The sequence below is a fragment of the Pricia mediterranea genome (assembly GCF_032248455.1).
Taxonomy (GTDB): domain Bacteria; phylum Bacteroidota; class Bacteroidia; order Flavobacteriales; family Flavobacteriaceae; genus Pricia; species Pricia mediterranea.
Map to the genome: position 1 here is coordinate 3091238 of NZ_JAVTTP010000001.1, position 14891 is coordinate 3106128.

Genomic DNA, 14891 nt, shown 5'->3' on the forward strand with positions numbered 1-14891 from the left:
CTCGAAACCACGGAACACTTAGGCATATTGGAGATTTTTGATTTTGCCAAAACTAGAACAATACTTTAGATTTTAACAGGGCACCTATGCAAAAGATGACAGATAACAAAACCGCTCCCAGAAAATCCTCCGCTTCCTCAAAGGATCCTGTTCCTTCGGTCTCTCAAATAGACATCCTCAAACATCAAAATTCCATTTTCCGGAATCCTTTGCCCTTCCACCATGAGAATTTTGAACAACTGGGCGACACCTTTATGGTGAAATTGGGCGCGGGGTACAAAGTTATCTTTACACGCAATGCCGATACCATTAAATACATCCTCCAAAAAAACCATAAAAACTATCATAAGTCCCCTTTTCAGACCAAAGACCTGGGCAAATACATCGGGCAGGGACTCTTGACCTCGAACGGGGAGCACTGGCGCAAACATCGGAGAATGGTACAGCCGGCCTTTCATAAGAAAAAGCTGGTAGGGCTGCTCGATGTGATGTGGTCTGCCGTACATGATGAAATCGGGCGTATCGAACCGGGCAAGGTCCAAAACGTACTGCCGATGATGGGCGACCTCGCCTTTCAGGTCGTGGCCAAGTCTTTGTTCAGCGCGGAGGATATTCGCGAGCGGATGCAAAAACTACAGCGGATTACCGTATTGAACCAAAAAATGCTGATCAAGGAAATGCGCAGGCCCTACCTGAAATGGTGGTTTTATCTGAACGGGGATATTAAGCGGCATTTACAGCTTTCCAAGGATGCCGGTGCGATTTTGGACCAAATCGTCGAGGAACGCTTGGCCGGTGGGGAAGAAAATGACGACCTGCTCGACATGCTGTTACAGGCCAAGTATGAGGATGGTACGTCAATGCCGCGCCAACAACTGCTCGACGAATTGCTCATCTTGTTTACGGCCGGGCATGAGACCACGGCCAACGCCCTGAGCTTTACCCTGTATTTGTTGGCCAAGCATCCCGAGATACAGCAAAAGGCCTATCGGGAAGCTGCGGAGGTCAATTTCATAGGGAACGATATCATGGGAAAACTGTCCCGATTATCCTACACCCAACAATGTATCGAAGAGGCCATGCGGCTTTATCCACCGGTGTATATCATCGACCGCGTGAGCTTAAAGCAGGACGAAATCGACGGACGCCAATTTGGAAAGCGCACCACTTGGCTGCTGTCGATGTATGAGCTGCACCGTTCGGAATACTGGGAGAGTCCCGAGGATTTTATACCCGAACGCTTTGCAGCGGAGCTTAAAAAGAACCATTCCGACCACTATTATCCCTTCGGGGCCGGCCCGCGCATGTGCGTAGGCAATAATTTTGCCATGTACGAGATGGTCATGGCCGTGGCGAGCATCCTAAAAAAATACAGTCTCGAGGCGGACATGGACGAGCTGCAACTCGACCCGCTGGTGTCGCTGAGGCCGAAAAACTTAATACTGCGGTTCGTTGCCCGTTAACGCGGTTTGTTTACCTTCGAATTATGGGAGTACAGCACCGTGCCGAATTGATCAAATCCGAAGCCAAGCGCCTCGGTTTTTTGTCCTGTGGTATTTCCAAGGCCGATTTTTTAGAGAAAGAGGCCCCACGCCTCGAAGCCTGGCTCAAAAACGATATGAACGGTAAGATGGGCTACATGGAAAATTATTTCGACAAACGCCTGGACCCCCGGTTGTTGGTCGATGGGGCGAAATCCGTTATTTCCCTGCTCCTGAACTACTATCCCGAAGAAACCCAGCGGTCCGATACTTATAAAATCTCTAAATACGCTTACGGGCACGATTACCATCACGTCATCAAATCTAAATTACGCCTATTGCAGGAATATATCTCCGAGGAGATCGGGGAGGTCAGCGGTCGGGCATTTGTCGATTCCGCCCCGGTTTTGGACAAGGCCTGGGCGGCCAAAAGCGGACTGGGATGGATCGGAAAGAACAGTAATCTGCTTAGCCAACAGGTGGGTTCGTTCTATTTTATCGCCGAACTGATCGTTGACCTTGAACTGGAATACGATGCACCCGTTACCGACCACTGCGGTACCTGTACCGCCTGTATCGATGCCTGCCCCACGGATGCCATCGTTGAACCCTATGTGGTCGATGGCAGTAGATGTATCTCTTATTTCACCATCGAACTGAAAGACGAAATACCCGCCGAGTTCGAGGGCAAGTTCCATGACTGGGCCTTTGGATGTGACATCTGCCAAGACGTCTGCCCTTGGAACCGTTTTTCGAAACCACATTCCGAACCCCTTTTCAATCCCCATCCCGAATTGCTGGATATGACCAAAAAAGATTGGGAAGAAATCACAGAGGATGTCTTTCGGAAAATATTCAAGAAATCCGCCGTCAAACGGACGAAGTTTTCGGGATTAAAACGAAATATCGATTTTTTGAAATGATTCCGGAACCATAAAGAGGGCCTAACCGACCAAACCTCACCGAGAGCTAAGCGGAACAAACGACCTCGGCTACCTGCACCTTACCCTGAATATTGTGCAGCAAACTTCACTATGAATCCGGGCAAACCTATTTTAAGGGGCCACCATTTTTTCAATATGAACCTCGTTTTTTAGACATCCCGTACACTTTTGGTCTGCAAACTGGACATTAAACCTTGAACCTTGAACCTTTTCCCCTAAATTTGTTTTTTTGAACCCAACACCTGAACTCCATGAGCAAACAGAAACAACGCCGGGAAGCCTTAGTCTACCACGCCAAACCCCAACCGGGCAAAATCAAGATCGTACCCACCAAGCCCTATGCCACCCAGCGTGACCTGGCACTGGCCTATTCCCCCGGGGTGGCCGAACCTTGCCTTGAAATAGAAAAGGATAAGGACAACGCTTACAAGTACACCTCAAAAGGGAATCTGGTGGCCGTAATTTCCAATGGAACGGCGGTGTTGGGCTTAGGTAATATTGGTCCCGAGGCGTCGAAGCCGGTGATGGAGGGGAAGGGCCTACTTTTTAAGATTTTTGCCGATATCGACGGAATGGACATAGAGGTCGATACCGAGGATGTCGATGAGTTCGTACAGACCGTAAAAATGATCGCGCCGACATTTGGCGGAATCAATTTGGAGGACATCAAGGCTCCGGAAGCCTTCGAGATCGAACGACGTTTGAAAGAGGAGCTCGACATCCCTGTGATGCACGACGATCAACATGGCACGGCCATCATTTCTTCGGCGGCCCTATTGAACGCGCTGGAGCTGGCGGGCAAGAAAATGGAAGATGTAAAAATCGTGATCAGTGGGGCGGGAGCGGCCGCGGTCTCCTGTACCAAGTTGTACAAAGCCTTCGGTGCCAAGGCCGAAAACATCGTCATGCTCGACAGCAAAGGAGTGATACGAAAGGATGCCGAAAACCTGTCTAAGGCAAAAACGGAATTCGCGACGGATCGAAAAATTGACACCCTGGCCGAGGCCGTCGAAAATGCCGATGTCTTTATCGGATTGTCCATTGCCGATATCTTCACTCCGGCGATGCTAAATTCCATGGCGGAAAACCCGATTGTATTTGCCATGGCCAATCCCAATCCTGAAATCGATTACGATCTTGCCATGAATACGCGCACGGATATTATCATGGCCACCGGTCGATCGGATCACCCGAACCAGGTGAACAATGTATTGGGCTTTCCCTTTATTTTTCGCGGGGCCCTCGATGTCCGAGCTACTGCCATTAATGAAGAAATGAAAATGGCAGCGGTCAAGGCATTGGCCAATCTCGCCAAGGAGTCCGTTCCGGAACAGGTCAATATTGCTTACGGCGAGACCCGGTTGACCTTCGGCCGCGATTATATCATCCCGAAACCATTCGATCAGCGCCTGATCCACGAGATTCCCCCAGCCGTGGCAAAAGCTGCTATGGAAAGCGGGGTGGCCCGTAAAGCCATCGAGGATTGGGACAAATATCGCGAAGAGCTGATGCTTCGTTCGGGTAACGATAATAAAGTGGTACGCCTGTTGCACAGCCGGGCCAAGAGCAATGTCAAAAAAATCGTTTTTGCGGAGGCCGATCATCTCGATGTGTTAAAAGCCGCCCAAATTGTACACGAAGAGGGAATTGCCGTTCCCGTGCTTTTGGGGAACAAAGAAATTATCTCCGAACTGAAAAAGGAGCTTGAATTCGATGATGACATAGAAATAGTCGATCCCAACGATGAGGCCTTTAACGATAGGCGCAACCAGTACGCAAATAAGTATGCCAAACTTCGGCAACGCAAAGGCTCTACCCTCTATAGCGCACGTATAAAAATGCGGGAACGCAATTATTTTGGCGCTATGATGGTGCTGGAAGGCGATGTCGATGGTATGATTTCGGGATACTCCAGGGCATACCCCACCGTAGTAAAGCCTATTTTTGAGGTTATCGGGAAGTCATCCAGCGTCAAAAAGGCGGCTGCCGTAAACATTATGATCACCGATAGGGGCCCGATTTTCGTAGCCGATACCTCGATCAATATCGATCCCAATGCGGAAGAAATAGCGGAAATCGCCCAGATGACAGCAAATCTGGCCAAGGCCTTTGGCTTTGATCCCGTTCTCGCCCTATTGTCGTACGCGAATTTCGGGTCCTCGAGCCATCCGGATGCCAAAAAGGTCCGCGATGCGGTCAAGATTTTACACGATCGCCATCCGGAATTGGTAGCGGACGGGGAAATTCAAATGGACTTCGCCCTGAACAAAGAGATGCTGCAGAGGCAGTTTCCGTTTTCCAAATTGGCGGGGAGGAAAGTGAACACCTTGATTTTTCCGAATTTGGAATCCGCCAATATTACGTACAAACTCTTAAAGGAAGTCAATGCCTCTGAATCCATCGGCCCCATAATGTTAGGGCTCCGAAAGCCGGTGCACGTGGTACAATTGGGCGCCAGTGTTGATGAAATGGTCAATATGGCCGCTGTAGCGGTCATCGATGCCCAAGAACGGGAGAAGCGGAGAAAAGCGCGGAGCGGACAATAGCAGGTGGCAGTTGCGGTCGGGAGCTGTAGCAGCGGCCCGGTTTATGTGGTACGCACCGGAAATTTAAGGTTCAATCGCTATTTCATAGCTGTTCAAGGTTCAAGGATGATCTCACACTTTGAACCGGTCGAAGCCCGGCGTATACTATGAGCCAATCCGGGGTCCCCTGAATTTTGACCTTGCACTTGAACCTGACACCTGAACTTAAGCCTGACACTTTAACTTTAAACAATGATCCACCACCTAAAAGGCAAGCTCGTAGAAAAAAACCCCACTCACATCATCATCGAATGTGCAGGGGTGGGCTATTTTGTGAACATCTCCCTGCATACGTTCTCGAAACTGACCGACAGCGAAAACGTCAGTATTTTTACCCATTTACAGGTCAAGGAAGATTCCCACACCCTGTTCGGGTTCGCCGAAAGGGCCGAACGACAGATTTTTCGGCTATTGCTATCCGTTTCAGGTATCGGTTCCAGTACCGCCCGAACCATGCTTTCGTCCCTTTCCCCCGCGCAGGTCCGCGATGCGATTGCCGGGGGCGACGCGGCTACGATTCAATCCGTTAAGGGCATAGGGGCCAAAACGGCGCAACGGGTCATTCTCGACCTGCGTGATAAAATTCTCAAAGTCTTCGATATTGACGAAGTTTCCGCTGCTGCGAACAATACAAATAAAGAAGAAGCGTTATCTGCTTTAGAGGTGCTTGGCTTTGCTCGACGTTCTGCCGAAAAGGTGGTGGACAAAGTACTACGCCAAGAGCCTTCGCTAAGCGTGGAGAATATCATAAAATTCGCGCTCAAAAATCTGTAACACGTTTGAAAACCGGGGCCAAACTTGTGAACTCATTTAGAGTTTTTCTTTTACCTGCGAATTCCGCATTTTGCACCCTAATTTTGCCTTTTTCTCCCATCGTAGCTATTGCTATGCTGCTCAAAAAAGACTTCATTAGGGCACGACAGCCGAAATTCTCGGTTCCAAACAATGACCCTAAATGAGTTCAAATCTTAAATCTTTATTTAAGCGTACCTTCCTGTCCCTATTTTTCGTCATGGTAGCCGGAGTATCCCTGGCTCAGGAGACGGACGAAGGGGAAAAAGGGAAAGCGAACGGACAGGAGGTCGATTCTGTTCAGGTCGACTCCGTGAAGACGGGCTTTTCGCTGGGAAGGCTTAAGATGGAAAATCCCGAGAGTATTGTTTCTAAATACATATACGACGAGAAACTCGACATGTACGTTTACTCCGAAAAAGTAGGCGATTTCGATATCGGATATCCCATCATCCTAACCCCTGAACAGTACTTCGAACTGGTGCGCCAAGAGGGCATCAAAGAATATTTCAAGGAAAAATCGGATGCGTTTTCGGGAAAAAAGGAAGGTAGTGAGGAGGCGCGGAAAAATCTGCTCCCCAATTTTTATGTGAACAAAGACTGGTTTCAGTCCGTTTTCGGCGGCAACGCCATTGAGATCATTCCCCAAGGCTCGGTGGCAATGGATTTAGGCGTCATCTGGCAGAAAAATGACAATCCCGCTTTATCCCCCCGGAACCGGACCAACACGTCTTTTGATTTCGACCAGCGTATCAGCCTTAGTATGTTGGGTAAAATCGGCGAACGCCTACAGGTAACTGCCAATTACGATACCGAGGCCACCTTCGACTTTCAGAACATCGTTAAATTGGATTATACCCCCACCGAAGACGATATCATTCAGTCCATCGAGGTCGGGAACGTAAACATGCCGCTCAACAGCTCTCTGATTACCGGGGCCCAAAGCCTTTTCGGGGTAAAAACACAGCTGCAGTTCGGGAAGACCAAGGTGACGGCAGTTTTTTCGGAACAGCAATCCCAATCCAACACCGTCGTGGCGCAGGGCGGTGGGACCATCAATGACTTTTCGGTGACGGCCTTGAACTATGATGAGGACAAACATTTTTTTCTCGCCCAGTATTTTAGGGATAATTACGATGATGCCCTGGTCAACTATCCCTACATAAGAAGCCAGGTGCAGGTTACACGGCTTGAGGTCTGGGTGACCAATCGCAGCCAACAGACCTTAAATGTGCGGAATATTGTCGGAATTCAAGATTTGGGGGAATACGACCCCCTGACCGCAGGGGGGCAAAACCCTACCCGTATCGGTACCTCGGCCCCCGCCGGTGTCACCGCCGATTTCTTTAACGCGAATACGGGAGGTTTCCCGAACGCGCTGCCCAGAAACAGTGCCAACGATTATGATCCCGCCTTGATTGGAAATGGGGGTGCCTTGACCCCGGCCATCCGCGATGTCTCGACCGTCAAACAGGGTTTTGACGTGACCGGATACCAGCCCAACCAGGGCTTCGATTATGCCTATCTCGAATATGCCCGCAAATTGGAGCAGGGAAGAGACTTTACCTTTGACTCCCAATTGGGCTATCTGTCGTTGAACCAGCGGCTGAGCAACGACGAGGTATTGGCCGTGGCCTTTCAATATACCTATAACGGCCAGGTCTATCAGGTAGGGGAGTTCGCCAATGGGGGTATCGATGCGGTGACCGTTACCGGAGGCGACCTTGATAATCCGGTAATCAATAACAACACGCTGGTCCTTAAGCTCCTGAAAAGCAATATCACCAATGTCTCCGATCCGATCTGGGATCTGATGATGAAGAACATCTATGCTACCGGGGCATACCGGTTGAGCCAAGAGGATTTCAAGATGAACATTCTCTATAGCAATCCCACCCCCAGAAACTACATTACTCCCGTTACCGACTTCCCCGAACAGACTGATGGTGGAAAACCCTTGGAAGAGCGCATTCTTCTCGAGGTCTTCAATTTTGACCGGTTGAACGCCTACAATGACATACAGCCCGGCGGGGATGGTTTTTTTGATTTTATCCCCGGGATCACGGTCGATACCCAGAACGGACAGATCATATTTACCAAGGTCGAGCCCTTTGGCGAATACCTCTTCGGACGCTTGGGCGATGGGGATTATAGCGACGAGAGCTCCTACAATCCCAATCAGGAAAAATATGTGTTCCGCGATATGTACGAGCTGACCAAATCGGCAGCGCTGCAGGATCCCGAGAAAGATAAGTTTATTTTAAAGGGAAGGTACAAGTCCGAAGGAAGTGGCGGAATCCCCATCGGGGCTTTTAACGTACCGCGCGGGTCGGTACGCGTGACGGCGGGGGGTAGGCAACTACAGGAAGGAATCGATTATACCGTTAATTACCAGGCTGGTACGGTGCAGATTTTGGATCCCAGTCTGGAAGCCTCGAACACGCCGATCAATATTTCCGTTGAGAACAACGCGGTATTCGGACAACAGACCCGGCGATTTACCGGCGTGAACGTCGAGCACCAATTCAACAAGAACTTTGTATTGGGCGCTACGCTGTTGAACCTGAACGAACGGCCCCTGACCCAGAAATCCAACTTCGGGGTCGAGCCGGTCAACAATACGGTATTCGGTATGAACGGTATTTTTTCCACCGAGGTCCCCTTTCTGACCCGAATGGTCAATAAATTGCCCAACATCGACACTGACGTGCCCTCCAACGTTTCAGTACGCGGCGAGGTGGCCCTTTTAAAGCCGGGTTCCCCCAAGAATGCGGACTTTCAGGGCGAAACCACGACCTATCTCGACGATTTCGAGGGAGCCCAGGCCTTAATAGACATCCGTTCTTCCCTGGGTTGGGCCATGGCCAGTACGCCCTTGGAATTTTTGGACAGTCCCGATCAACAAGGCCTTGAAACGGGGTTTCAAAGGGCCAAATTGGCCTGGTACACCATTGATCCCGTATTCTATTCCAACCAGCGGCCATCGAGCATTAGTGACAGCGATATCTCTACCAACGCCACCAGACGCATTTTTATCGACGAGGTATTCCCCAAGGTCGAGGTGGCCCAGGGCCAGACCCGGCAGCAGACCACGCTCGACTTGGCGTACTACCCCAATGCCAAGGGCCCCTATAATGCCAATGAAAATTTTGAAGGGGTGTCTCCTGACCAAAAATGGGGAGGTATCATGCGCTCCCTGAGCAGTACCAATTTCGAGCAGGCGAACGTGGAGTTCGTACAGTTCTGGGTGATGGATCCTTATCTTGAAGGCACGGCCACCACCGCGGGGGAACTTGTGCTTAATATGGGCAATATTACCGAGGACATCCTGGCCGACGGTCTGAAACAGTACGAAAATGGGTTGCCAATCGATGGGGAGGGAGGCGTGAAGCCCGCCGATCCCATTTGGGGTCCGGTACCTGCGACCCAAGCTTTGATTTACGCTTTTGATGTCGATGAGGCGGGCCGTGCCCAGCAAGATCTGGGTCTCGACGGCCTTGACGATGCGGAAGAGGCGGCCATCTATGGCGAAGGACCGGATCCCGCATCCGATAATTATGAATACTTCCTACAGCGCGAGGGCAATATCCTGAACCGCTACCTGAACTACAACAATACCCAAGGCAACTCTCCCGTACAGGTCGATAACGACAATCGGGGTTCTACCACCCTTCCCGACGTGGAGGACATCGATCGCAACCTTACCATGAACACGGTAAACAGTTACTACGAATACCGCATCCCTATAAAACCGAATACGAACATCAACGATAAGTACGTTACAGACATCCGCGACTCGCTGGTGCTTTCGGGCAATCGCATTCCCGATGGCAGTACGGTACGTACCCGTTGGATACAGTACAAGATTCCCTTGAGCGACTTTAATGACGCCGTCGGGGGCATTGCCGATTTTCGTTCGATCAGCACGATGCGTATGTACATGACGGGTTTTAACAGCGACGTGGTGCTGCGCTTCGCTACCCTTGATCTGGTACGCGGCGATTGGCGCACGTATGTGAAATCCCTCGAAACGGACGATCCGAACCCGAACGACGATGGTACCACGTTGGATGTCAATGCCGTCAACATCCAGGAGAACGAGAACCGTGTTCCGATTCCCTATGTGCTTCCCCCCGGTGTTCGCCGAGAGCAACTGAACAACAACAATACGATCATCCAGCAAAACGAGCAGGCCCTTTCCCTGGTCGTCGAAAATCTCGAGCCTCAAGATGCGCGCGGAGTGTTCAAGAACCTGAACATCGATTTGCGGCAGTATGAAAAATTGAAGATGTTCATCCACGCCGAAAAAATCCTGGAAGGCGACATTTACAATATCGAAAACCCTTTGGTCGGTTTTCTGAGGATAGGTACCGATTTTTCGCAAAATTTCTACCAACTGGAACTGCCCTTGGAATTCACCGCCTTCAATTCCCGTTCTGCGGAGGCTGTTTGGCCCAGCAATAACGAAATGGAGGTCGTTCTCGACCACTTGAACAAGGTAAAGTCCGTTTGGATCGCGGGGGACGACCTTAGTGAAATCCGTTATTTTGAGGTGAACGGGGGAGAAGTGGTCGCGGTGGACGAGTTCTCCCCGCGTACGCCCGGACGCTTGCGGATCGGGATCAAGGGAAACCCTTCATTGGGAAGCATTCGGAGTATGATGGTCGGGGTAAAGAACGCCTCCAATGTACCGGCACGGGGCGAGGTCTGGTTCAACGAACTTCGTTTGGTAGGGCTGGACAATGAAGGTGGATGGGCCGCTATTGCCGCCGTGGATGCCAATATCGCCGATTTTGCCGATATTTCCGCCACGGGAAGCACCAGTACCTCAGGTTTCGGAGCCATCGATCAAATGCCCAATGAACGGGCCCGGGAGGATGCGATTTCCTACGACCTGGTCACCAATGTGAACGTGGGCCAGTTGCTTCCCCCGAAATGGAACATCCAGATTCCCTTTAATTATGGTATATCCGAACAGATCATTACCCCTGAATTCGATCCGGTCTACGACGACCTTAAATTGGACGATCGCATTGCCGCCGCGGAAAGTCCCGATAGCAATCAAGATCCCGACGACATTAAGGAACAGGCGGAGGACTACACCAAACGCACCAGCATCAACTTTATCGGGGTCCGTAAGGACAGGGGGGAAGAGGCCGAGGCCAATTTCTACGACATCGAGAACTTTACCTTTAATTATTCCTACAATGAGACCAACCACCGCGATTTTGAGATTGCCGCCCTTACCGATAAAGACCTCAAGACGGGTTTTGTTTACAACCATGCGTTCGAACCCCTTGAAGTGGCGCCTTTCGCCAAAAAAGACTCCCTGTTCACCGGAGCCTACTGGCAATGGCTCAAAGATTTGAACCTGAATCTGCTGCCGACCACGGTATCGGTCAACTCCAATTTCAATCGGCAGTTTAACCAACAGCGTTTCCGAGACGTGGTAGAAGAGGGGGTCGATAAGTTGGACCTCCCGACCCTACGTCAGCGCAACTACCTGTTCAACTGGCAGTATGCAGTGAATTACGCCCTGACCAAATCGCTGCGCCTGAACCTGACTGCCAGCAACAATCACATCGTGCGAAATTATTATGAGGATTTTACGGACGATGAGGGCATCCGACGACAAAGAATCGATGAGACTTTAGGACTTTGGGACGGTTTCTGGAACCTGGGCGAACCCAACCGGCATGCCCAGCAGTTGGAACTCAACTACGAAATTCCCTTCAGTAAAATCCCCGCCCTCGATTTCATCAACGCGCAATATAGCTATACCAGCAATTTCGACTGGCAGCGCGGGGGCGATGCACTCCGCGAGGTCGCCGGACAGGATATCAATACCGTGCAGAATGCCAGTACCCACAACCTGACGGCCAATCTGACGATGGACAGGTTCTATAACCTGATCGGACTCAAAAAGCGAAGGGGCGGAGGCAAGGATGCCGCACCGGCTAGTAGGACCAATGCGGGAAACTCCGAAGGGGGTGCCGAAAGAATAAAAAAGAAGACCAGCGGCCTATTCAATACCGCGGTTGACATCCTGACCATGGTCAAAAGGGTCAATGTAAACTACAGTGAGAATAATGGCAAGGTACTTCCAGGCTACACCCAATCCGTCGGCTTTGTCGGCTCGTTGCGTCCTTCACTGGGCTTTGTCTTCGGTAGCCAGTCCGACGTCCGTTTTAATGCGGCACGAAAGGGCTGGCTGACCAGTTTTGGCGAGTTCAACGAACAATATATCGAGAATACGAACAAACAACTGAACATCACGGCCACGGCCGTACCGATCAGGGACCTGACCATCGATCTAACCGCGGACCGGCAATTTTCAAGCAGCTATCAAGAGAGTTTCGATATTTCCGAAGACAACCGGTATCTCGTGCAGTTGGGCAACGACTACGGCAATTTCAGTATCTCCACGATGATGATAGGCACCTTTTTCAGTAAGAGCGACGAGTTCACTTCCGATAACTTCCAGCAGTTCAAACAGAATCGCATCACTATTGCGAACCGCTTGGTCACCGACCGGGGGCAGTCTCCCGGAGATTTGGATGAGGACGGGTTCCCACAGCTTTACGGAAAGACGCAGCAGGACGTACTGTTGCCGGCGTTTTTCGCCGCCTATACCGGCCAGGACGCCGCGCGGGTAAATCTGGATGCTTTTCGGCAGGTTCCCATCCCCAATTGGAATATCAAGTACACGGGCCTGATGCGCAACAACTGGTTTAAAGAGAAGTTCCAGCGTTTTTCCCTAAGCCATGGATATCGGGCGGCTTACAGTATTAATTCCTTTCAGACCAATCTGGAGAAAGCACAGTTGCAGAACGACGGTTTGCCGGCAACCGACCCGGAGTCCGGCGACCTACTATCCGACCTGATCCTGAACAACGTGGTATTGAACGACGAGTTCAATCCCCTGATGCGGGTCGATTTCGAGATGAAAAACTCTGTCAGCATTTTGGCCGAAATGCGGTCGAACCGTACCTTGGCATTGAGTTTCGACAACAACCTGATGACCGAGGTCAACGGAAAGGAATATACCTTGGGAATGGGCTATCGTTTTAAGGATGTTCAGTTTGTTACGAACATCGGGGGCAACAAGACCCGCTTGAAAGGCGACCTGAACCTCAAGGCCGACGTTACCCTGCGCGACAATATTACTATCATTAGAAACCTCGATATCGACAATAACCAAATCACTTCAGGGCAAAATTTGCTGTCGATCAAGTTTACTGCCGATTACGCCTTGACCAAACAATTGAACGCCCTGTTCTTCTACGACCATTCCTTCTCCCAATTCGCGGTCTCCACCGCCTTCCCTCAGACTACGATCAATGCAGGATTCACCCTCCGTTATAATTTTGGGAACTAATGGTCTCGGTGCTTGCAATTTCCCCTGAAGTCCATCTTCGTTCCGCTCCCCGCAATAAACTTCCAAAAATCGACATTGTCGTTTTTCCTTGAAAATCGAGTCGGAATCCGTTACATTTGCCATTACACAAAAAAATAGGGCATGAATCTACCATCAGAATTAAAGTACACCAAAGACCACGAATGGATCAAGCTTGAGGGCGATATCGCCACGGTGGGCATTACCGATTTTGCCCAGGGCGAACTTGGGGACATCGTTTATGTCGAAGTCGAAACCCTTGACGAGACCTTGGACAAGGATGAGGTCTTTGGAACCGTCGAAGCGGTGAAGACCGTATCGGATCTGTTCTTGCCATTGAGCGGCGAGATTATCGAGTTTAACGAAGCTTTGGAAGATGCTCCCGAAAAGGTCAATTCCGACCCTTACGGCGAAGGATGGATGGTCAAGATCAAAATAAGCGATACATCGGAGGTCGACGCATTGTTGTCCGCATCGGAATACAAGGAGGTCGTCGGTGCTTAAGACCCAGAAGTACCGCATTGCTTTTTTGGTCTGGATGGGTTTGGTTACCTGGGCCAGCCTTGCCACTTTTCCTGAAGAGGACACTCCCGATCTGGGTATCCCCCATTTTGATAAGCTGGTCCATTTCGGCTTTTATTTTGGCGCCGCCGTTTTGGGCACCCTTTATGTCCGCGAAGCAATGCACGATTCGCCCCCGCTCACTAGAACGCTGATCTATGTGGCCTTGGGCACCATTATTTATGGTATAATTATTGAGGTATTACAACATATCTTGACGGTCGATCGACAGGCCGATATTTTCGATGTCGTAGCGAATAGCTTAGGCGCAATCATTGGGGTATGGGTACTAAATAAGCTATTTTCAAGTCCGAAGGGATTAAAATGGAAAAAATAATTGCTTGTTTAGAGAATATTTAACTAAATTAGCACACACTAAAACGCAAGAACATGGAACCGAAAAAGAACCCGAAAGCGGATGTTGGTCGAAACAGCGGGCTGTACTTTGTTATAGGACTGGCAGTAACCTTGGCCGTTATATATGGTGCATTTGAATGGAAAACCTATGATGAGGTTAAGGATTATGATATTTCGATGAACGTCGATGATGACCTTGAAGAAGAGGTGCCGATGACCGAGCAAATAAAAACTCCGCCGCCCCCACCGCCCCCAGCCGCCCCGGAGGTTATCGAAGTAGTCGAAGATGAGGAAGAAGTGGAGGAAACGATTATCGAATCTACCGAAACCAGCCAAGAGGAGGAGATCATCGAGGTCGAGGATGTCGAGGTCGAGGAAGAGGTCGAAGATGTTGATGTACCCTTCGCGGTTATCGAAGATGTTCCCGTATTTCCAGGGTGTGAGAATGCCCCCGACAAAAGAGCCTGTTTTCAAGAGATGATGCAAAAGCATATCAGCAAGAATTTCCGCTATCCCGAAATCGCCCAGGAGATGGGAGTTCAAGGTAGGGTATCGGTGATGTTCACTATCCAAAAAGATGGAAGCATCGGTAATGTAAGGATGAGGGGTCCGGATAAAAATTTGGAGAAGGAAGCGGCCCGTATTATAAGTAAGTTACCTAAAATGACTCCGGGAAAACAAAGAGGCAGGGCCGTGAGGGTTCCCTTTAGTATCCCGATTACGTTTAAGCTGCAATAACCACTGGCTTCTCGAAAAGTTCGGGAGCCGCTTGATA

The 14891-nt window shown here is 50.2% G+C and carries 8 protein-coding genes; all 8 read left to right on the top strand.

Annotation, left to right across the window (positions count from 1 at the left end):
- The first annotated feature begins 86 nt into the window (after nt 1-86).
- Nucleotides 87-1463, top strand: a complete 1377-nt coding sequence (locus RQM65_RS12645; RefSeq protein WP_314015491.1) for a cytochrome P450 — start codon at nt 87-89, stop codon at nt 1461-1463.
- A gap of 23 nt (nt 1464-1486) precedes the next feature.
- The gene (gene queG / locus RQM65_RS12650) at nt 1487-2404 is read left to right on the top strand and encodes a tRNA epoxyqueuosine(34) reductase QueG (protein WP_314015493.1); all 918 of its coding nucleotides are present in this window, start codon (nt 1487-1489) and stop codon (nt 2402-2404) included.
- A gap of 272 nt (nt 2405-2676) precedes the next feature.
- On the top strand, nt 2677-4971 hold the full coding sequence (locus RQM65_RS12655) for an NADP-dependent malic enzyme (protein WP_314015495.1): 2295 nt from the start codon (nt 2677-2679) through the stop codon (nt 4969-4971).
- Nucleotides 4972-5202: 231 nt separating this feature from the next.
- The gene (ruvA, locus tag RQM65_RS12660; protein WP_314015497.1) at nt 5203-5784 is read left to right on the top strand and encodes a Holliday junction branch migration protein RuvA; all 582 of its coding nucleotides are present in this window, start codon (nt 5203-5205) and stop codon (nt 5782-5784) included.
- 181 nt (nt 5785-5965) lie between these two features.
- Nucleotides 5966-13180 carry a T9SS outer membrane translocon Sov/SprA gene (gene sov / locus RQM65_RS12665; RefSeq protein WP_314015499.1) on the top strand — a complete coding sequence of 2405 codons (7215 nt, stop codon included), beginning with the start codon at nt 5966-5968 and terminating at the stop codon, nt 13178-13180.
- A gap of 141 nt (nt 13181-13321) precedes the next feature.
- On the top strand, nt 13322-13702 hold the full coding sequence (gene gcvH / locus RQM65_RS12670; protein WP_314015501.1) for a glycine cleavage system protein GcvH: 381 nt from the start codon (nt 13322-13324) through the stop codon (nt 13700-13702).
- Nucleotides 13695-14096 carry a VanZ family protein gene (locus tag RQM65_RS12675; RefSeq protein ID WP_314015503.1) on the top strand — a complete coding sequence of 134 codons (402 nt, stop codon included), beginning with the start codon at nt 13695-13697 and terminating at the stop codon, nt 14094-14096. Before gcvH ends, RQM65_RS12675 begins: the two co-directional genes overlap by 8 nt.
- A gap of 53 nt (nt 14097-14149) precedes the next feature.
- Nucleotides 14150-14854 carry an energy transducer TonB gene (locus tag RQM65_RS12680; RefSeq protein WP_314015505.1) on the top strand — a complete coding sequence of 235 codons (705 nt, stop codon included), beginning with the start codon at nt 14150-14152 and terminating at the stop codon, nt 14852-14854.
- The last annotated feature ends 37 nt before the right edge of the window (nt 14855-14891 follow it).

Excerpts from the sequence above, each read along its gene's own strand:
- sov (WP_314015499.1), top strand. The coding sequence starts at position 5,966 with ATGAGTTCAAATCTTAAATCTTTATTTAAGCGTACCTTCCTGTCCCTA.
- RQM65_RS12645 (WP_314015491.1), top strand. The coding sequence starts at position 87 with ATGCAAAAGATGACAGATAACAAAACCGCTCCCAGAAAATCCTCCGCT.
- RQM65_RS12680 (WP_314015505.1), top strand. The coding sequence starts at position 14,150 with ATGGAACCGAAAAAGAACCCGAAAGCGGATGTTGGTCGAAACAGCGGG.
- RQM65_RS12655 (WP_314015495.1), top strand. The coding sequence starts at position 2,677 with ATGAGCAAACAGAAACAACGCCGGGAAGCCTTAGTCTACCACGCCAAA.
- gcvH (WP_314015501.1), top strand. The coding sequence starts at position 13,322 with ATGAATCTACCATCAGAATTAAAGTACACCAAAGACCACGAATGGATC.
- queG (WP_314015493.1), top strand. The coding sequence starts at position 1,487 with ATGGGAGTACAGCACCGTGCCGAATTGATCAAATCCGAAGCCAAGCGC.
- ruvA (WP_314015497.1), top strand. The coding sequence starts at position 5,203 with ATGATCCACCACCTAAAAGGCAAGCTCGTAGAAAAAAACCCCACTCAC.